21 protein-coding genes are annotated in these 17,562 nt (G+C 68.7%); 6 read left to right on the top strand and 15 right to left on the bottom strand.

The features are described 5' to 3' along the window. Window positions 1–10 precede the first annotated feature (10 nt). Window positions 11–796, top strand: coding sequence for a lysophospholipid acyltransferase family protein (locus VEA98_RS11070; protein ID WP_324814193.1), 786 nt, complete (start codon window positions 11–13; stop codon window positions 794–796). Here the strand turns inward: VEA98_RS11070 and VEA98_RS11065 are convergent. Genes VEA98_RS11065 through VEA98_RS11005 form a run of 13 tightly spaced genes read right to left on the bottom strand, consistent with a single transcriptional unit; the run spans window position 786 to window position 10,878 of the window. Beyond that, window positions 786–1,154: a TfoX/Sxy family protein gene (locus VEA98_RS11065; protein ID WP_324814191.1), complete on the bottom strand. Its 369-nt coding sequence runs from the start codon at window positions 1,152–1,154 to the stop codon at window positions 786–788. The two genes, VEA98_RS11070 and VEA98_RS11065, sit on opposite strands and share 11 nt — an antisense overlap. A 3-nt stretch (window positions 1,155–1,157) precedes the next feature. Beyond that, entirely contained in the window at window positions 1,158–1,964 is an 807-nt protein-coding gene (locus VEA98_RS11060) for a MetQ/NlpA family ABC transporter substrate-binding protein (RefSeq protein ID WP_324814189.1), read from the bottom strand. Window positions 1,965–1,978: 14 nt separating this feature from the next. Further along, window positions 1,979–2,644 carry a methionine ABC transporter permease gene (locus VEA98_RS11055; protein ID WP_324814187.1) on the bottom strand — a complete coding sequence of 222 codons (666 nt, stop codon included), beginning with the start codon at window positions 2,642–2,644 and terminating at the stop codon, window positions 1,979–1,981. Further along, complete coding sequence (locus VEA98_RS11050; protein ID WP_324814184.1) at window positions 2,644–3,633, bottom strand: methionine ABC transporter ATP-binding protein; 990 nt, start codon at window positions 3,631–3,633, stop codon at window positions 2,644–2,646. Before VEA98_RS11050 ends, VEA98_RS11055 begins: the two co-directional genes overlap by 1 nt. Next, a complete protein-coding gene (locus VEA98_RS11045) occupies window positions 3,633–4,028 on the bottom strand; it encodes an iron-sulfur cluster assembly accessory protein (protein WP_324814181.1) in 396 nt (131 codons plus the stop codon). The genes VEA98_RS11050 and VEA98_RS11045 overlap by 1 nt, the downstream gene beginning before the upstream one ends. Before the next feature lie 7 nt (window positions 4,029–4,035). After that, complete coding sequence (locus VEA98_RS11040; RefSeq protein ID WP_324814179.1) at window positions 4,036–4,431, bottom strand: SUF system Fe-S cluster assembly protein; 396 nt, start codon at window positions 4,429–4,431, stop codon at window positions 4,036–4,038. Further along, a complete protein-coding gene (locus VEA98_RS11035) occupies window positions 4,428–5,666 on the bottom strand; it encodes a cysteine desulfurase (RefSeq protein WP_324814176.1) in 1,239 nt (412 codons plus the stop codon). The genes VEA98_RS11040 and VEA98_RS11035 overlap by 4 nt, the downstream gene beginning before the upstream one ends. After that, on the bottom strand, window positions 5,645–6,673 hold the full coding sequence (sufD, locus tag VEA98_RS11030) for a Fe-S cluster assembly protein SufD (RefSeq protein ID WP_324814173.1): 1,029 nt from the start codon (window positions 6,671–6,673) through the stop codon (window positions 5,645–5,647). Before sufD ends, VEA98_RS11035 begins: the two co-directional genes overlap by 22 nt. After that, on the bottom strand, window positions 6,670–7,419 hold the full coding sequence (sufC, locus tag VEA98_RS11025; protein WP_324814171.1) for a Fe-S cluster assembly ATPase SufC: 750 nt from the start codon (window positions 7,417–7,419) through the stop codon (window positions 6,670–6,672). Before sufC ends, sufD begins: the two co-directional genes overlap by 4 nt. Before the next feature lie 2 nt (window positions 7,420–7,421). Next, window positions 7,422–7,805 carry a hypothetical protein gene (locus VEA98_RS11020; protein ID WP_324814167.1) on the bottom strand — a complete coding sequence of 128 codons (384 nt, stop codon included), beginning with the start codon at window positions 7,803–7,805 and terminating at the stop codon, window positions 7,422–7,424. After that, on the bottom strand, window positions 7,802–9,271 hold the full coding sequence (gene sufB, locus VEA98_RS11015; protein WP_324814164.1) for a Fe-S cluster assembly protein SufB: 1,470 nt from the start codon (window positions 9,269–9,271) through the stop codon (window positions 7,802–7,804). The genes VEA98_RS11020 and sufB overlap by 4 nt, the downstream gene beginning before the upstream one ends. A 3-nt stretch (window positions 9,272–9,274) precedes the next feature. Beyond that, the gene (locus tag VEA98_RS11010; RefSeq protein ID WP_324814161.1) at window positions 9,275–10,414 is read right to left on the bottom strand and encodes a cysteine desulfurase family protein; all 1,140 of its coding nucleotides are present in this window, start codon (window positions 10,412–10,414) and stop codon (window positions 9,275–9,277) included. Beyond that, a complete protein-coding gene (locus VEA98_RS11005; protein ID WP_324814158.1) occupies window positions 10,411–10,878 on the bottom strand; it encodes an Rrf2 family transcriptional regulator in 468 nt (155 codons plus the stop codon). The genes VEA98_RS11010 and VEA98_RS11005 overlap by 4 nt, the downstream gene beginning before the upstream one ends. Window positions 10,879–11,039: 161 nt before the next feature. Between VEA98_RS11005 and VEA98_RS11000 the strand changes: the two genes are divergently transcribed. Continuing rightward, window positions 11,040–11,690: an alpha/beta hydrolase gene (locus VEA98_RS11000; protein ID WP_324814154.1), complete on the top strand. Its 651-nt coding sequence runs from the start codon at window positions 11,040–11,042 to the stop codon at window positions 11,688–11,690. A 4-nt stretch (window positions 11,691–11,694) separates the two neighbouring features. Here the strand turns inward: VEA98_RS11000 and VEA98_RS10995 are convergent, their stop codons facing one another. Beyond that, window positions 11,695–12,897, bottom strand: a complete 1,203-nt coding sequence (locus tag VEA98_RS10995; protein WP_324814151.1) for a DUF1343 domain-containing protein — start codon at window positions 12,895–12,897, stop codon at window positions 11,695–11,697. Beyond that, complete coding sequence (locus VEA98_RS10990) at window positions 12,894–13,424, bottom strand: DOMON-like domain-containing protein (RefSeq protein ID WP_324814149.1); 531 nt, start codon at window positions 13,422–13,424, stop codon at window positions 12,894–12,896. The genes VEA98_RS10995 and VEA98_RS10990 overlap by 4 nt, the downstream gene beginning before the upstream one ends. Window positions 13,425–13,475: 51 nt before the next feature. Here VEA98_RS10990 and tyrS point away from each other — a divergent pair, with 51 nt between their 5' ends. The 4 genes from tyrS (at window position 13,476) to VEA98_RS10965 (ending at window position 17,536) form a co-directional block, all read left to right on the top strand. Beyond that, window positions 13,476–14,735: a tyrosine--tRNA ligase gene (gene tyrS / locus VEA98_RS10985; RefSeq protein WP_324814147.1), complete on the top strand. Its 1,260-nt coding sequence runs from the start codon at window positions 13,476–13,478 to the stop codon at window positions 14,733–14,735. 3 nt (window positions 14,736–14,738) lie between these two features. Continuing rightward, on the top strand, window positions 14,739–15,632 hold the full coding sequence (locus VEA98_RS15255; protein WP_414642175.1) for a redoxin domain-containing protein: 894 nt from the start codon (window positions 14,739–14,741) through the stop codon (window positions 15,630–15,632). Between the two features lie 199 nt (window positions 15,633–15,831). Next, on the top strand, window positions 15,832–16,983 hold the full coding sequence (locus tag VEA98_RS10970) for a M23 family metallopeptidase (RefSeq protein WP_324814144.1): 1,152 nt from the start codon (window positions 15,832–15,834) through the stop codon (window positions 16,981–16,983). After that, window positions 16,967–17,536 carry a polymer-forming cytoskeletal protein gene (locus VEA98_RS10965; protein WP_324814141.1) on the top strand — a complete coding sequence of 190 codons (570 nt, stop codon included), beginning with the start codon at window positions 16,967–16,969 and terminating at the stop codon, window positions 17,534–17,536. The genes VEA98_RS10970 and VEA98_RS10965 overlap by 17 nt, the downstream gene beginning before the upstream one ends. Window positions 17,537–17,562: the final 26 nt, after the last annotated feature.

Here is a 17,562-nt window from a genome sequence, read left to right as displayed (position 1 = left end):
TAGTCGCCCGATGCGAAGCCTGGCCTTCAATATAGTCTACTGGCTGCTGTCGATCACCTACGCCTCGGCGGCGGCCTTCGCGGCCTTGGCGCCGGGGCGCGGCGCGACCAGCTGGATCATCCGCCGATACGTGAAGCGGATGGTGCAGGCCATGCGGATCTTCGCCGGCATCCGCATCGAGGCGCGCGGTCGCGAGCGCTTGCCGCAGGGCGCCTTCATCATCGCCTCCAAGCACCAGAGTTGGGGCGACGGCTTCGCCACCTACGACCAGTTCGACGACCTCGCCTTCGTCACCGGAGATCACCTGGAAAAGTTTCCGCTGCTCGGCACGGTGCTGCGCAAGCTGGGCGCCATCGTGGTCAACAACTGCGGCGGCCGCGAAGCCCGCGAGGCGCTGAAGCACCGCGCCGCCGACGCCCATGCCGCCGGCCGCAAGATCCTGATCTACCCCGAGGGCAACCTGGCGAAGGTCGGCGAGAAATTCCGCTACCGTTCCGGCGTCTGGCACATGTACCGCGATTTCGACATGCCGGTCGTGCCGCTGGCCACCAACCTCGGCCTGTTCTGGCCGCAGGAGGCGTTCGAGAAGCATCCGGGCACGGCCACGCTGGAGTTTCTGGACCCGATCCCCACCGGCCTGCCCAAGGACGAGTTCCTCGCCCGGCTGGAGGCGGCCATCGAAGGCCGGACCGCCGAATTGGTGGCCGAGGCGACCGGCCGGGTCGTCACGCCTGCGGTGCAGGTGCCGACGCCGGACGAACTGGCGAAGGCCGCCCGCGTGGCTGCTACGGCCTAGGTTTCGGTTTGCGGGGCTTCCGGGCCGCGGCCTTGCGCAGGGCGGCGTCGATCGATCTGCGCGCCCAGTCCGCGGCTTCGTCCGGATCGTCGAGGGCGCTCTCCGGCAGCGACCAGTAGGCCATGGCCATCAACGCCCCGTCTTTGGTGGGATAGGTGAATTGCCGCGCCCCCGCTTCCACCAGCAACGGCGCATTGACCTCGTCGGCCTTCAGCCAGATCACGCCGTCGTCCAGCAAGGCGAAGATCAGCCCGTTGGCGTAGACCGCGGCGGCGCCGAACATCCGCTTGATCTCGAGGGGACCGAGCGCCGCGAGATGCTCACGCACCCATTCGCCGAAGTCGGGGTCATAGGCCATGCGTCAGGCGGCCGGAATGACGGCGCCGTCGTATTTCTGGGCGATGAAGTCCTTCACCGCCTGGCTCCGCAGCATGGCGGCCAGCGCCACAATGCGTGGATCGGTTCGGTTGTCCGGCCGCGCCACCAGATAGTTCACATACGGGCTGTCGGCGCCCTCCAGCGTCAGGGCGTCGGTCTTCGGCTTGAGACCGGCGTCGAGCGCGTAGTTGGTGTTGATCACGGCCATGTCGACCTGGTCCAGCACGCGCGGCAGGGTCGCCGATTCCAGCTCGCGGAAGCGCAGCCCCCTGGGATTGTCGACGATGTCGCGCAGGCTCTGAAGCGGATTCGTGGGGTCCTTCAGCCGCACCAGTCCCGCCTTCTGCAGCAGGATCAGCGAGCGGCCGATCGAGGAGGCGTCGTTGGGCACCGCCACCTGCGCGCCCTGGGGTAGATCGGCCAGCGACCGGTAGCGCCGCGAATAGGCGCCCAGCGGCTCGACGTGCACGCCGGCGACGGTGACCAGGTCCGACCCGCGCGAGGCGTTGAATTCGTCGAGATAGGGCTTGGTCTGGAAATAGTTCACGTCCAGCCGACGCTCGGCCAGCTGGGTGTTGGGCTGGACGTAGTCGTTGAAAACCTTGATCTCGATGTCGACGCCGTCGGCGGCCAGCAGCGGCTTGATGTGTTCGAGGATCTCGGCGTGCGGGACGGCGGTGGCGCCGACGATCAGCGGGCCGCTGGCGTCAGCGTCCCTCTCGGCGCGCGGTCCGCAGGCGGCCAGCGCAAGGGCGGCGGCGGCGAGGGTCAGGAAGGTGCGGCGGATCATCGGGGGCCTTTGGATCAGCGGTGGGAAACGGCGGCGACCATCCGGTCGCCGAGCATCTGGAGAGCCTGCACCAGCACCAGCAGCAGGACGACAGTGACCACCATGACATCGGTCTGGAAGCGCTGGTACCCGAAACGGATGGCCAGGTCGCCCAGTCCCCCCGCCCCGACCACGCCGGCCATGGCGGTGTAGCTGACCAGGGCGATGGCGGTGACCGTGGCGCCGGCGATGATTCCCGGCAGGGCCTCGGGCAGCAGCGCGCGGCTGACGATCTGGAAGGTCGAGGCTCCCATGGCCTGGGTCGCCTCGACGACGCCCTTGTCGACCTCGCGCAGCGCCGTCTCGACCAGGCGGGCATAGAAGGGCGCGGCCCCGACCACCAGCGGCGGAATGGCCCCGGCCACGCCCAGCGACGTCCCGACCATCAGCACCGTCACCGGCAGCATCACGATCAGCAGGATGATGAAGGGCACCGACCTCAGGACGTTGACGATCAGCGACAGACCGGCGTTGAGCACCGGATTGGCCGCCAGCCGCCCCTTGCCGGACAGGTACAGCAGCACGCCCAGCGGGACGCCGAAGAGCACCGTCAGCGCCATCGACCCGCCGAGCATCAGCAGGGTGTCCCACGACGCGCGGCCGATTTCCGGCCAATCCACATTGGCGAACAGCGCTTCCATCAGGCCGCCTCCACCACCACGCCGCGCGCGCTCAGCTGGGCCACCGCCGCCTCCGAATCCCCGCCGGTGAAAACCACCACCAGCTGGCCGTAGGGCTCGCCGCGAATGCGGCTGATGCGGCCCGAGAGGATCGAATAGTCCACCCCGACCGAGCGCGCGACGCGGCTCAGCTCCGGCTCGTAGGTCGAACCGCCGCGGAAGGTCAGCTTCGCCAGCCGACCGCCGACGGGAGCCAGGGAGGCGTCGAACGCCTCTTCGCCCTCGGCCAGCATGGCCCGCGTCGCGGCATGCTGCGGATGCAGAAAGACGTCGCCGGTCGCCCCCTCCTCCACCACACGGCCGTCCTGCATCACCGCCACCCGGTCGCAGACCCGGCGCACCACCTCCATCTGGTGGGTGATCAGCACGATGGTCAGCCCGAGCTCGCGGTTGAGCTGGTCCAGCAGGCTGAGGATCTCGTCCGTGGTCTCCGGGTCGAGCGCGCTGGTCGCCTCGTCGCACAGCAGCACCTTGGGCTCCGTGGCGAGGGCCCGGGCTATGCCGACCCGCTGCTTCTGCCCGCCGGACAGTTGCGCCGGATGTTTGCGCGCATGCTCCGCCAGCCCCAGCCGCTCCAGCAGTTCGGCCACGCGTTTGTCCACCTCGGCCGATGGACGCCCCTCCAGTCGCAGCGGAAAGGCCACATTCTCGGCGACCGTCTTCGCGTTCAGCAGGTTGAAATGCTGGAAGATCATCCCGATCCGCCGCCGCGCCGCCCGCAGCGCCGTCGGCGTCAGCGCGGTCATCTCCTGCCCGTCGACGATCACCTGACCGGCGTCCGGCCGCTCAAGCAGGTTGATGGCCCGGATCAGCGTTGACTTGCCCGCGCCCGAGCGACCCACCACGCCGAACACCTGCCCGGCCGCGACCGTCAGGTCGACGCCGTCCAGCGCCACGCGCTCGCCCGCCGCGCTGCGGAAGCGCTTCGTCACCCCTTCCAGCCGGATCATCAGGCGTCCAGCGCCTTCGCGGGGATGATGGTGACGCTCTCGCCGCAGCCGCAGGCGTCGGTCTGGTTGGGGTTCCGGAACACGAATTTCGAGGCCAGTTTGGTTGTCTCGTAATCGATTTCCGAGCCGATCAGGAACAGCACCGCCTTGGGATCGATCAGGATGGTGACGCCCTTGTCCTCGACCACCTCGTCCAGCGGCTCGATGCTGTCGGCATAGGCGAAGGTGTATTCCTGCCCCGCGCAGCCGCCGTTCTTCACCCCGACCCGGATGCCGACGGCGGGTTTCTCCGCATTGGCCATGATCTCACGCACCCGGTCAGCAGCCGCATCCGTCAGCGAGACGGCCTTGGGCCGGGGTCGGCGCGCGCGCGTTGTGGTCTGAAGCTCGGTCATCGCGTCCTCAGAACATGTTCAGGGCCAGCTTGGCCTCGTCGCTCATCTTCGATGGGTCCCATGGCGGGTCGAACACCAGCGCGGCCCGGGCCGACCGAATTCCCTCGACCTTCTTCACCGCGTCCTCGACCCAGCCCGGCATCTCGCCGGCGACGGGACAGCCCGGCGCGGTCAGGGTCATCTCGATGGCCACGTCGCGGTCGTCCGACAGGTCGACCTTGTAGATCAGCCCCAGCTCATAGATGTCGACCGGGATCTCCGGGTCATAGACCGACTTCAGCGCCTCGATGATGTCGTCGGTCAGCCGATCGATCTCGCCCTGCTCCAGGGCGGCCTTCTGCGGCGCGTCCCACGCCTCGGCGAAGTCCGGGCTGTCGGTGATGCGGGCGGTCTCGGACGTCATGCGAAGAACTCACGGGCCTTGATCAGGGCGTCGACGAAGGCGTCGGCGTCCTCTGTGGTGTTATATAGGGCGAAGCTGGCGCGCGCGCTCGACGTCAGGCCGAACCTTTTGGCCAGCGGCTCGGCGCAGTGCAGCCCGGCCCGCACGGCGACGCCATAGCGGTCCATCACCTGGGCGATGTCGTGGGCGTGGGCCCCGTCGACGGTGAAGGTCAGGATCGCCCCCTTCCCGTCCGCCTCGCCGACCACCCGCAGCCAGTTGACGCCCTCCAGCCGCGCCCGGGCATGGTCGTACAGCGCCTTTTCGTGGGCTGTGATCGCAGCCTTGTCGAACTGCCCCAGCCATTCGATGGCCGCGCCCAGGCCGATGGCCTCGACGATCGGCGGCGTCCCCGCCTCGAAGCGGTGCGGCGGCCTGGCGTAGGTGACCCGCTCGGCCTCGACCGTCTCGATCATTTCGCCGCCGCCCTGATACGGCGGCAGCGCCTCCAGCGCCTCGGCCGTGCCGTACAGCGCTCCGATGCCCGAGGGCCCGTACAGCTTGTGGCCGGTGAAGACGTAGAAGTCGCAGCCGATAGCCTGCACGTCCGGGGCCGCGTGAACCGCGCCCTGGCAGCCGTCGATCAGCACCCGCGCTCCGGCCGCGCGCGCCATCTCGGTGATCGCCCGCACCGGATTGATGGTGCCCAGCACATTCGACATGTGGGTCACCGCGACCATCCGCGTCTTCGGCCCCAGCAGGTCGCCATAGGCCGCCATGTCCAGCGAACCGTCGTCGCGCGTCGGGATCCATTTGATCACCGCCCCGTATCGCTCGCGCAGCATGTGCCACGGCACGATGTTGGAGTGGTGCTCCATCTCCGAGACGACGATCTCGTCGCCCGGCTGGATCGACTGGCCGATGCCGGAAGCCACCAGATTGATCGCCTCCGTCCCGCCCTTGGTCCAGACGATGTTGCTCGCCGCCTCGGCGTTGAGGAACCGCGCCACGCTCTCGCGCGCGGCCTCGAACGCCTCGGTCGTCTCGTTGGCCAGCGTATGCAGGCCACGGTGGACGTTGGCGTAGCTGCCCTCCATCGTCCGCACCATGGCGTCGATCACGGCCCGCGGCTTCTGCGCCGAGGCGGCCGAGTCCAGGTAGACCAGCGGCCTGCCGTTCACCGTCCGCGACAGGATCGGGAACTGGGCGCGCGCCGCGTGGGCGTCGAAGGTCTTCACAAGCGAGCCGTCAGCCATTCGCGCACCACGTCTCTCGCACCCTCGTGTTCGATCCGGTCCACCACCTCCATCAGGAAGGCCGCCGTCAGCAGGGCTCGCGCCTCGTCCGCCGGAATGCCGCGCTGCTGCAGATAGAACAGCGCGTTCTGGTCCAGATTCCCGACGGTGTTGCCATGCGCGCACTGCACGTCGTCGGCGTAGATGATCAGCTCCGGCTTGGCGTCGACCTCGGCCCGTTCGCCGAGGATCAGGGCGTGGTGCCCCATCCGTGCGTCGGTGCCGTCGGCCCCGCGCTCGACCACGATCCTGCCCTGGAAGACGCCCCGGGCGGTGTCGCGCACCACGCCCTTGGTCAGTTGCGAGGTCGTGCCGTCCGCGGCCACATGATCGACCACGGTCGTCAGGTCCGCCTGCCGCGCGTCCGACAGCAGGTAAAGGCCGTCCAGCCGTACGTCCGCGCCCTGCGCCCGGTGCGTCACCCCGGTCTCCAGCCGCTGCAGCTTCGCGCCGGCGGCGACAATCGTCTGGCGATAGCGGCCGCCCGGCTCGACCTTCACCTGCGCCTGGCTGATCGACAGGACGTCTGCGGGCTCGTCGGTCAGGACGATCCGCGTCACCTCGGCGCCACGCGCCACGTCCAGATCCAGCCGGTTGTGGGCGACATAGGCAGAGCCCTCGCCCTCATGGGTCTCAAGCAGCAGCAGCTTCGCCCCGGCCCGCACCGAAATTCGGGCGGCGGCGGCGTGGCCGGTGCCCTCGGCCTGCGAAATCCAGCGCAGCCGCACGGTCTGCTCGCCCGAGACCATCAGGGTGTTCACGCCCACGGCCCGACCGTTGACGAACACCATGGCCTCGCCGCCCAGCGCCTCGAACGGCCCGCCGCCGGCGACAGGCACTTCCGCCGACGGCGACGGCGCAGGCGCCTCGCGCAGATATTTGCGCAGGTCGCTGTATTTCCACGCCTCCACGCGCCGCGAGGGGAAGCTGGAGGCGTCCTTCAGGTCGATCAGCGGCAGGGCGGTCACGCCGCTTCCGGCAGGTACTGGTCGTACCCTTCCGCCTCCAGCTGCAGCGCCAGCTCCGGCCCGCCCGAGGCGACGATCCGCCCGGCGACCAGCACATGCACCCGGTCCGGTTTGATGTAGTCCAGCAGCCGCTGATAGTGGGTGATGACCAGCATGGCCCGCTCCGGCGAGCGCAGGGCGTTGACCCCGTCAGCCACGATCCGCAGGGCGTCGATGTCGAGGCCGGAATCGGTCTCGTCCAGGATCAGCAGAGACGGCTCCAGCAGGGCCATCTGCAGGATCTCCATCCGCTTCTTCTCGCCGCCCGAGAAGCCGACATTCAGCGGCCGCTTCAGCATGTCGAAATCCATCCGCAGGGCCTGCGACGCCGCCTTGACCTGCTTCAGGAAGGCCGGCGCCGAGACCTCGTCCTCGCCGCGCGCCCGCTTCTGGGCGTTCAGCGCCGTGCGCACGAAGGTCAGGGCCGGGACGCCGGGAATCTCGATGGGATACTGGAACGACAGGAACACGCCCTTCGCCGCCCGTTCGGCGGGCTCCAGCGCCAGCAGGTCCTCGTCCTTCCATGACACGGACCCATCGGCCGCCTCATAGCCCGGCCGCCCGGCCACGGCGTAGCCCAGCGTCGACTTGCCGGCCCCGTTCGGTCCCATGACGGCGTGCACCTCGCCGGCCGGAACGTCGAGCGTCAGCCCCTTGAGGATCGGCTTGTCGCCAACGGAGACATGGAGGTTGGAAATGGAAAGCATGGTCAAACAGTCTCTTCCAAAGGCCGGATCGCGCCTTCGGGCATGGTCCAATTCGCGGGGATATGGTCGAAATCTCCGCCACAGATGTTTTGTCCCTGCGGATCGAAGGCGATGAAGATCCAGCGGGGGGGATCAGGCCACCCGTGCCAAGCCCGCTCCATCAAAATCCAACTCTCGTCACCGACGTCAGCGGCAGCCACCAGAAATTCCGCGTAGGTCTTGAGCGTCCGGTGCGCTTCGAAAGATGTCTGCTCAACTTCGGTCGGGATGCGCCAAACGACAGTCCGCGCCAATCGGTCGTTGGCGCGCTGGCCATTCTGGCGGCCAGCCGAAGGCGCCTCTTTGGAAACCTTGTTCGCGAGCCCGTCGCGAGAGCGAACCGTCATCCCACGCTCCCCTCAAGCGAGATCGCCACCAGCTTCTGCGCCTCGACGGCGAACTCCATCGGCAACTCCTGCAGCACGTCGCGCACGAAGCCGTTGACCAGCAGGGCCACCGCCTCCTCCTGCGACAGGCCGCGCTGCTGGGCATAGAACAGCTGGTCATCGGACAGGCGCGTCGTCGTCGCCTCGTGCTCCAGCTGGGCCGAACCGTTGCGCGCCTCGATATAGGGCACGGTGTGCGACCCGCATTCCTTGCCGATCAGCAGGCTGTCGCACTGGGTGAAGTTGCGCACCCCCGTCGCCTTCGGATGCACCGAAACCAGCCCGCGATAGGTCGAATCCGACTTACCCGCCGACACCGCCTTGGCGATGATCCGGCTCTTCGAGTTCTTGCCCAGGTGCACCATCTTGGTGCCGGTGTCGGCCTGCTGGCGCCCATTGGTGATGGCGATCGAATAGAATTCGCCCGAGCTGTCCTCGCCCTTCAACAGGCAGGACGGGTATTTCCAGGTGATGGCCGAGCCGGTCTCGACCTGCGTCCACGACACCTTCGACCGGTCGCCGCGGCAGTCGGCGCGCTTGGTGACGAAGTTGTAGATGCCGCCCTTGCCGGTCGCCGGATCGCCCGGATACCAGTTCTGCACCGTCGAATATTTGATCTCGGCGTCATCCAGCGCCACCAGCTCGACCACGGCCGCATGCAACTGGTTCTCGTCCCGGGTCGGCGCCGTGCAGCCCTCAAGGTACGAGCAGTACGACCCCTTGTCGGCGATGATCAGCGTCCGCTCGAACTGGCCGGTCTGGCTGGCGTTGATGCGGAAATAGGTCGACAGCTCCATCGGGCAGCGCACGCCCGGCGGGATGTAGACGAACGACCCGTCCGAGAAGACCGCGCTGTTCAGGGCCGCGAAATAGTTGTCCGAGACCGGCACCACCGAGCCCAGGTATTTCCGCACCAGCTCCGGATGCTCGCGCAGCGCCTCCGAGATCGGCATGAAGATCACGCCGACCTTGGCCAGCTCGGCCTTGAAGGTGGTGACCACGCTGACGCTGTCGAACACCGCGTCCACGGCGTAGCGCGGCGCGCCCTCGACGCCGGCCAGAACCTCCTGCTCCTTCAGCGGGATGCCCAGCTTGGCGTAGACGGCCAGCAGCTCAGGATCGACCTCGTCGAGGCTCTTGGGCCCTTCCTTCTTCTTCGGTGCGGCGTAGTAGAACAGGTCCTGGTAGTCGACGGGCTCATACTTCACCGAGGCCCAGGTCGGCTCCTCCATCGCCTGCCAGCGCTCATAGGCGGCGAGGCGCCATTCCAGCATCCACTCCGGCTCGCCCTTCTTCTCCGAGATGAAGCGCACGATGTCGGCGTTCAGGCCCCGGGGCGCGTATTCGGTCTCGATGTCCGAGGTGAAGCCGTGCTCGTATTTCTCGAGGGCGACGACCGCTTCGATGGTTTCTTTAACAGCGGCCATGACTTACGCGAGTTCCTTCGCACGCTCACTGATGCGCGCGGCATGCTTCTGCCAGGCGGCGACCCAGGCGTCGGCGAACCGCTGCCAGTCGCCCTCGACGGTGCCCCAGCCGCCCGAGACGCGGACGCCGCCGGTGGCCAGGCGGTCCAGCCCCATCGCCGAGATCGCCTTCGACGGCTTGGTCTTGCCGGACGAACAGGCGCTGCCCGCCGACACCATGACGCCCACAAGATCGAGGGTGATCAGCTGCTGCGGGCTGTCCCAGCCCTCCACGGCCATGAACAGGGTGTTGGGCAGGCGCTCGACAGCGCCGCCGATGATGGTCGCGCCGGCCGCCTTGACCTTCGCCTCGGCCGCATCGCGCCACGCCCTGTGCGCCAGGGCCGACGGCAGGTCGCGCGCGGCGCACTCAGCCGCCACGCCGAAGCCGGCGATGCCCGGCACGTTCTCGGTGCCGGCGCGCAGGCCGCGCTCCTGCCCCGCCCCATGCAGCGTCCGGATGATCGGCGCGCCTTCCTTCGACACCAGCGCCCCAACGCCCTGCGGCCCGCCCAGCTTGTGCGCCGACAGGGTCAGGGTGTCCGCGTCCAGCGTGCGCATGTCGGCCGGGATCTTGCCGGCCGACTGGATGGCGTCGACGTGCAGCCAGCCGCCGGCCGCACGCACCAGCTTCGCAGCCTCCTCGATCGGCTGGATGACGCCGCTCTCGTTGTTGGCATGATGGATGGCCACCACCGCCCGGCCCGGCCGCTTCACCGCCTCAGCCAGCCAGTCCAGGTCGACAACGCCGTTCGCATCGACCGGCAGGATGTCCACCGGCCTGCCGCTGACATTGGCCGCCTCGGCCACGCACGGATGCTCGGTCGCGCCCACGATCAGCCGCTCGCAGCCCGCCGCCAACGCGCTCAGGATCGCCTGCGCGTTCGACTCCGTGCCGCCGCTGGAGAAGACCACCGCCGTCGGATCGGCCCCGACCAGATCGGCCACCTGCGCCCGCGCCGTCTCGATGCGCGCCCGGGCCCGCCGCCCGGCCGCGTGCACCGCCGAGGGGTTGCCGTTGTCGGCCAGCGCCCTGGCCATCACGTCCTGCACTTCCGGCCGGACCAGGCCCGAGGCGTTGTAATCGAGATAGACCGAACTCACGCCGCCACTCCCACGTCGTTTCCAGAACGCCGCCGTCCGGTGCGGTTCATCACCACGTCCTCCAGCGACACGCCGGCCAGATAGCGGTGAATCTCGTCGCCGAGGTCCTCCCACAGATTGTGGGTGATGCAGCGTTCGCCGGCCATCATGCAGCCCTTGGGCGACGAATGGCCGATGCAGCGCGTCGCCCGGATCGGCTCGTCGACGGCCAGCACGATCTCGGCCACCACCGTCTCGTGCGCGCCCTTGGCCAGCCGGTAGCCGCCGCCCGGCCCGCGCACGCTCTGAACCAGACCGCTCTTGCGCAGCCGCGCGAACAGCTGCTCCAGATAGCTCAGCGAAATCTCCTGGCGCGCCGCGATCTCGGCCAGCGACACCGCCCGCTGCACCCCGTCGGCCCGGCCGTTCTTGGCCAGATCGGCCATCGCCATCACGGCGTATCGTCCCTTGGTCGACAGTCGCATCGCGCACCCTCAAAAATTGCGCGCTTTTCGGGGGTCCTGTGCTAGAACCCGCGCCTTCGCAAAGGCGTCGGCACGCAGGGCGGACTTAGAAAGTCCTACCGCTGCGGTCAAGTATTACGCACCTGCGAAACGTCAGTTGAACACGGGAATTCGCGCCGCCCATGCCTGAAGTCATTCTGCCGGGGGCCTCCGGCCGCATCGAAGGCCGTTATTCGCCGGGCAAGCGCCCGAACGCCCCGATCGCCCTGATCCTGCACCCGCACCCCAAGGCGGGCGGGCACATGAACAACCCGGTCACCGTGACCCTCTACCAGCTGTTCGTGAAGCGCGGCTTCGCCACCCTGCGCTACAACAGCCGCGGCGTCGGCAAGTCGCAGGGCGAGTTCGACAGCGGCATCGGCGAACTGGCCGACGCGGCCACCGCCCTGGACTGGCTGCAGGCCAACAACCCCGGCGCCACCCAGACCTGGGTCGCCGGCTACCAGTTCGGCGCCTACATCGGCATGCAGCTGCTGATGCGCCGCCCCGAGACCGACGGCTTCATCTCGGTGTCGCCGCCGTCGAACATGTACGATTTTAGCTTCCTGGCCCCCTGCCCGGCCTCAGGCCTGTTCCTGCACGGCACCGCCGACACCATCGTCCCGCCGGTCGAGGTGGAGCGCGTCGTCAACAAGCTGCGCACCCAGAAGGGCATCGTCATCGACTACGAGCTGGAAGAAGGCGCCACCCACTTCTGGCAGGACCATATCGACGCCGTCGACCGCCGCGTCGGCCTCTATCTGGACAAGCGGCTGGAAGAGAAGCCGGCCTGACGGCTCAATAGAGCAGGAACCGCCCCCGCTCTTCCTTCCACGCCAGCTCGTCCGGCACGGTCAGCGCATCCAGCTCAGCCGCCGTCGAGCCCGGCGCATCGACCCATTCCCGCAGCGCCGGCCCGCCGTTGATCACGTCGATGGCCAGTTTCCCGAACTCGTACTCGTACGGGAAATCCCGCCACAGGTCGTAGTCCGGATACAGCCGCCGGATCGCCTTGAAGGCCAACGCCTGCACCCGCCACGGCCGGAACGCCGCATGGTCGTACCCCGGCCCGGCGACATGCATCTGCACCCCGTTGCACAGTGCGCCGACGTGCTTGTGGAAGGTCGGCTCGAACCAGATGTCGCGCAGGACGCAGCCCTCCAGCCACTCCGGCGCGAAGGCCTGCATCTCCGCGATCACCGCCCGGGCGTCGATGTCGGGCGCCCCGAACAGTTCCAGCGGCCGCGTCGTGCCGCGCCCCTCGGACAGCGTCGTCCCCTCCAGCATCACCGTCCCGGCGTAGGCCCGCGCCATCGACACGTTGGGCGCGTTGGGGCTGGGGTTGATCCACTCCCGCTCCAGCAGCGGCCAGCCGTAGCCGGGCCCGGTCTCCGGCTCCCAGCCCTCCATCGCGATGACGCGGTAATCCACATCCAGCCCGAACCGGTCGATGAACCACAGCCCCAGCTCGCCCAGCGTCATCCCGTGCCGCATCGGCATCGGCCCCGCCCCGACGAAACTCTCCCAGCCCGGCCGCAGCGTCAGGCCCTCGACCGGCCGGCCGGCGGGATTCGGCCGGTCCAGCACCCACACCGTCTTGCCGTGCTCCGCCGCCGCCTCGAGCACATAGAGCAGGGTGGTGATGAAGGTGTAGATGCGGCAGCCCAGGTCCTGCATGTCGACCAGCAGCACGTCGAACGTGCCCATCGCCTGGCCGGTCGGCCGCCGCACCTCGCCGTACAGGCTGAACACCGGAATGCCGTGCCGCGGATCGGTGAAGTCCGGCGACTCCATCATGTTGTCCTGCAGGTCGCCGCGCATGCCGTGCTGCGGCCCGAAAGCGGCCGTCAGCTTGATGTCCGGGCAGGCCGCCAGCGCGTCCATCGCGTGCGTCAGGTCCGCCGTCACCGACGCCGGATGCCCCAGCACGGCCACCCGCCGGCCCTTCAGCGGCGCCCGCAGCGCGGGATCGGACAACAGACGGTCGAGGCCGGTCTTCATGGCAGGTCCAGAACGAACGAGTCGGGGTGGTGAAAGTCCGGCTTAGCCGACGGATGGGCCAGCGCCCAATAGCTCATCGCGCCATCGACGGTCTCGATCACCGCCGACAGGCCCAGCCGCTTCGCCCCATGCGGAAGTTCGATCCGCGCCTCCAGCGCGACCATGTCCCAGGCGCCATCGAGCCCCTCGACGGTCGCTACCTCATCGGCCGCTCTCATGCCCATTCGCGGGCTGTCGAACCGGTACGACGCCCACTGGTTCGACGGCGACAGGTTGAACTCGACATAGCCGTCATCCGTCTCCACGAAGGCCTCGAAACAGGTGTGCCGCCACAGGTCGTCGGCGCGGCCCTGCGCCGCCTCGGCGGGCCAGGCGATCCGGTCGACCTCGCCCCACACCACGAAACGCACCCACAGCAGCAGCCCGTCGCGCTCGACGTGAACCTCCACGCCGGTCGCCGGCGTCTCGCCCGTCTCGGGATGCGGCTGCAGGACCGCTGTCGGAGCCGGGGCTGTTCGCGCTTCCATGACCTCGTGCTACACGCCCCTTCCCTCCCAAGCCAAGCCTGATCCCCCGCCATGACCGCCGAGCCCGCCTTCAAGTCCGACTTCCTGCGCACGCTCCGGGACCGCGGCTACATCCACCAGATCACCCATCCGGCAGAGCTCGACGAAGCCGCCGCCTGCGGCGTGATCACCGCCTACATCGGCTTCGACGCCACCGCCCCGTCCCTGCACGTCGGCAGCCTGATCCAGATCATGATGCTGCGCCGGCTGCAGCAGGCCGGCCACAAGCCCGTCGTCCTGATGGGCGGCGGCACCACCAAGGTCGGCGACCCGACCGGCAAGGACGCCTCGCGCCCCCAGCTGACCGACGAGACCATCCAGTCCAACATCGCCTCGATCCGCACCGTGTTCGAGCGCTTCCTGAGCTTCGGCGACGGCCCCACCGACGCGGTCGTGGTCGACAATGACGAATGGCTGTCAGGCTACGGCTACATCCAGTTCCTGCGCGACTACGGCACGCATTTCACCGTCAACCGGATGCTGGCCTTCGACTCGGTCAAGCTGCGGCTGGAACGCGAGCAGCCGATGACCTTCCTCGAGTTCAACTACATGCTGATGCAGTCGGTGGACTTCCTCGAGCTGAACCGCGCCCGCAACGTCACCCTGCAGATGGGCGGCTCGGACCAGTGGGGCAACATCGTCTCGGGGGTCGACCTGGTCCGCCGCGTCGACCACAAGGCCGCCTTCGGCCTGACCACGCCGCTGCTCACCACGGCCTCGGGCGGCAAGATGGGCAAGACGGCCCAGGGCGCGGTCTGGCTCAACGCCGAACAGCTGTCGCCGTACGACTACTGGCAGTTCTGGCGCAACGTCGACGACGCCGACGTCGGCAAATTCCTGCGCCTGTTCACCGACCTGCCGCTGGACGAGATCGCCCGGCTCGAGGCCCTGCCCGGCGCCGGCATCAATGACGCCAAGAAGGCCCTGGCCGACGCGGCCACGACGATGCTGCACGGCGCCGACGCCGCGGCCCACGCCCGCGGCGCCGCCGAGGCCGCCTTCGAACAGGGCAAGCTCTCCGCCGACCTGCCCACCGTCGACATCCCCCGCGACGAAGTGATCGGCGCCATGATCGCCGCCGTCACCGCCCGCGCCGGCCTGACCGCCTCCAACGGCGAGGCCCGCCGCCTCGCTCAAGGCGGCGGCCTGCGCCTCAACGACGAGGCCATCGCCGACGGCGCCCGCCTGATCGAGGCCGCCGACGTCAACGCCGACGGCGTGTTCAAGCTGGCCGCCGGCAAGAAGAAGATCGTCCTCGTCCGTCCGATGTAGTTTATCTTTCCGCTCATCCCCGCGAAGGCGGGGATCCAGAACGGACCGGGGGGTCAGGCGCTGGACTTCTTCACCTACATCGTCGCCAGTCGCAGGAACGGGACGATCTATACGGGGTCGACCGACAGTCTCCTTGTGCGAGCCGGCCAGCACAAGGCAAAGACGTTCAAGGGCTTCACCTCTCGCTACGGCGTCGCCCGCCTCGTCTGGTTCGAACGGCATGCCACGCGTGACGCGGCTTTCAGGCGCGAACGCCAGATCAAGAAATGGAACCGGCCATGGAAGCTTCGGCTGATCGAAGAGAGCAATCCTGACTGGAAGGACCTCGCGGAAGAAATCCGGCTGGGTGATCTGAAGGACGCAGAAGACTGGATCCCCGCCTTCGCGGGGATGAGCGGGAATGAGGGCTCAGAGATGACGGGAAGCGAGAACGCGCAGATTGAGGCAGGCCAACCGGCCCCCGCTTTCGACATGGCGACCAGCGACGGCGGCCGCGTCTCGTCCGCCAGCCTCAGCGGCAAGCCCTACGTCCTGTATTTCTATCCCAAGGCGGACACCCCCGGCTGCACCTCCGAGGGCCAGGACTTCTCCGCCCTCGCCGATCAGTTCGCCGCCGCCGGCGCCACCGTCGTCGGCGCCTCCCGCGACCCCGTGAAGAAGCTCGACCGGTTCAAGGCCAAATACGACCTCAAGGTCGTCCTCGCCTCCGACGAGCCCGGCGACGTCACCGCGGCCTTCGGGGTCTGGGGCGAGAAGTCGATGTACGGCCGGACCTACATGGGCGTCGAGCGGGCCACCTTCCTGATCGACGGCGCCGGCGTGGTGCGCCGCGCCTGGCGCAAGGTCAGGGTCAAGGGGCACGCCGCCGAAGTCTTGGCCGCCCTCCAGTCGCTCTGAGCGGCCGCGAATCTACGACCGGCGAGATGTCCCGGCGGCTCGGCAGAGTCGCCGATACGCCTGACAGGCGAATAATGGCGGCGAATACCGGCCATATTCAACTGATCGCCATTCAGGATGGTTAACGCAACGTAAACAGACTTGTCCCCGCCGCCATTGCTGGCGCATAACGCTTCGCCGTGCGTGGGGGCGTAGCGTAATGACCAAACAGACGACTGAAGGACGGTCTCTGATGGGTCGGTGGTTTCCGACCCGGTATGTGTATCTGAGGGACGGCGACGATGTCCGGGCCTGGGCCCTGACCCCCGCCCGTCAGTTCGTCGGCGCTCTCGGGGCGGTTCTGATCGGCGGCTGGTTCCTCGTCGCCTCGGGCGGCTTCGCCTTCGATCTCGTGATGCAGAGCCAGGCCGACCGCACCGTCGCCCGCGCCCGCGCCGCTTCCGAGCGCCTCAACGCCGACCTGCAGGCCCGGCTGGACAGCGCCGTCGTGCGCATGACCGCCACCACCGGCTCGCTCGACGAGATGGCCCAGATGGTCGAGCGTCGCCACGCCGCCCTGACCCAGGTCATGGGCATGTTCCGCGGCGTCGACGGGGCCCAGGCCGCGCTGGCGCCCGCCCCTTCCCTGGATCCCTCCGACCATACGCCGGTGCAGCGCATGCTGGCCGTGCGCATGGATCAGGAGCGGCTGATCGCCCGCGCCGAGACGGTCGCCCAGACCCGGGCCGAGCGGCTGCGTCTGGCCTTCCGCCTGGCCGGCCTCAACCCCTCCGCCTATGCGCCGACCAGCGGCGCCGGGCTCGGCGGACCGCTGGTCCAGGCCCGCGACCCGCGCGCCCTCGCCGCCGTTCTGGATGTCGACGAGCCCTTCGCCGTGCGCATCCGCAACGCGGCGGACAATCTGTCGGACATGCGCGGCCTCGCCGACGCGGCCGAGACCATGCCCTTCCATCGCCCGACGCCGGGCCAGACCACCTCGGGCTTCGGCGTGAGGTTCGACCCCTTCAACCGCCACCCCGCCCTGCACCAGGGCCAGGACTTCGCCGGCGGCCTCAACACGCCGATCCACGCCACGGCTCCCGGAATCGTGTCTTTCGTCGGCGTCCGTTCAGGGTATGGCAACACCGTCGAGATAGATCATGGGCGTGGTTTCAAGACACGATACGCCCACCTGAACTCCATGGCCGTGCGGCCAGGCCAGCGCATCGCGCTGGGCCAGCGGCTCGGGGCCATGGGCACGACCGGACGCTCCACCGGCGTTCACCTGCACTACGAAGTCTGGATGAACGGCCGCCCGCAAAACCCCGCCCGCTTCCTGAGAGCCGGAGACCAACTTGTTCAACAAGACTAAATCCCCCGCCCCGCAGCCCCGCTCCGACACCGGCTCCGCCATTCCGCCGCTGCCGGACCTGCCGATGCCGGGCGCGCCCGCCGCGGCTCAATCCTCCTCGTCGGGCGCGCGTCCCGCGCCGTCGCCGGTCAGCTCCCGCGGCCTGTCGACCCTGTCCTCGGACCTCCAGTTCGACGGCAACATCTCGGGCGGCGGCGACCTGCAGATCGACGGCGCCATCAAGGGCGACGTGCGCGTCGGCCGGCTGATCGTCGGCGAGACCGGCGCGGTCGAGGGCGGCGTCTCGGCCGACTATGTCGAGGTGCGCGGCCGCATCGTCGGCAACGTCTCGGGCAAGCAGGTCAAGCTGATCGCCACCGCCTACGTCGACGGCGACATCACCGCCGAACAGCTGTCGATCGACATCGGCGCCTATTTCCAGGGCCGCGTGCTCCAGGGCCGCCGAGAGGCGCCCGCCGCCGCCGCGCCCAAGCCTTCGACCCCCGCCGCCAGCGCTGCCCCGCCCCACGGCGACGACCGGCCGCAGATCATCGACATGAAGCCGGGGGCGTAAGACATCTCCCTCCCCCTCGGGGGAGG

This window comes from Brevundimonas sp., from assembly GCF_035627055.1.
Taxonomy (GTDB): Bacteria; Pseudomonadota; Alphaproteobacteria; order Caulobacterales; family Caulobacteraceae; genus Brevundimonas.
The sequence above is the reverse complement of the archived record's forward strand: the minus strand, read 5'-3'. Positions and strand labels throughout refer to the sequence as shown.

Coding starts and splice junctions, on each gene's coding strand:
- VEA98_RS11050 (WP_324814184.1), bottom strand. CDS start 3,633: ATGATCCGGCTGGAAGGGGTGACGAAGCGCTTCCGCAGCGCGGCGGGC.
- VEA98_RS10990 (WP_324814149.1), bottom strand. CDS start 13,424: ATGGAAGCGCGAACAGCCCCGGCTCCGACAGCGGTCCTGCAGCCGCAT.
- sufB (WP_324814164.1), bottom strand. CDS start 9,271: ATGGCCGCTGTTAAAGAAACCATCGAAGCGGTCGTCGCCCTCGAGAAA.
- VEA98_RS11045 (WP_324814181.1), bottom strand. CDS start 4,028: ATGACCGAGCTTCAGACCACAACGCGCGCGCGCCGACCCCGGCCCAAG.
- VEA98_RS11060 (WP_324814189.1), bottom strand. CDS start 1,964: ATGATCCGCCGCACCTTCCTGACCCTCGCCGCCGCCGCCCTTGCGCTG.
- VEA98_RS11020 (WP_324814167.1), bottom strand. CDS start 7,805: ATGACGGTTCGCTCTCGCGACGGGCTCGCGAACAAGGTTTCCAAAGAG.
- VEA98_RS10970 (WP_324814144.1), top strand. CDS start 15,832: ATGACCAAACAGACGACTGAAGGACGGTCTCTGATGGGTCGGTGGTTT.
- VEA98_RS11065 (WP_324814191.1), bottom strand. CDS start 1,154: ATGGCCTATGACCCCGACTTCGGCGAATGGGTGCGTGAGCATCTCGCG.
- VEA98_RS11005 (WP_324814158.1), bottom strand. CDS start 10,878: ATGCGACTGTCGACCAAGGGACGATACGCCGTGATGGCGATGGCCGAT.
- VEA98_RS11070 (WP_324814193.1), top strand. CDS start 11: ATGCGAAGCCTGGCCTTCAATATAGTCTACTGGCTGCTGTCGATCACC.
- VEA98_RS11000 (WP_324814154.1), top strand. CDS start 11,040: ATGCCTGAAGTCATTCTGCCGGGGGCCTCCGGCCGCATCGAAGGCCGT.
- VEA98_RS11040 (WP_324814179.1), bottom strand. CDS start 4,431: ATGACGTCCGAGACCGCCCGCATCACCGACAGCCCGGACTTCGCCGAG.
- VEA98_RS11035 (WP_324814176.1), bottom strand. CDS start 5,666: ATGGCTGACGGCTCGCTTGTGAAGACCTTCGACGCCCACGCGGCGCGC.
- VEA98_RS10995 (WP_324814151.1), bottom strand. CDS start 12,897: ATGAAGACCGGCCTCGACCGTCTGTTGTCCGATCCCGCGCTGCGGGCG.
- tyrS (WP_324814147.1), top strand. CDS start 13,476: ATGACCGCCGAGCCCGCCTTCAAGTCCGACTTCCTGCGCACGCTCCGG.
- sufC (WP_324814171.1), bottom strand. CDS start 7,419: ATGCTTTCCATTTCCAACCTCCATGTCTCCGTTGGCGACAAGCCGATC.
- VEA98_RS11055 (WP_324814187.1), bottom strand. CDS start 2,644: ATGGAAGCGCTGTTCGCCAATGTGGATTGGCCGGAAATCGGCCGCGCG.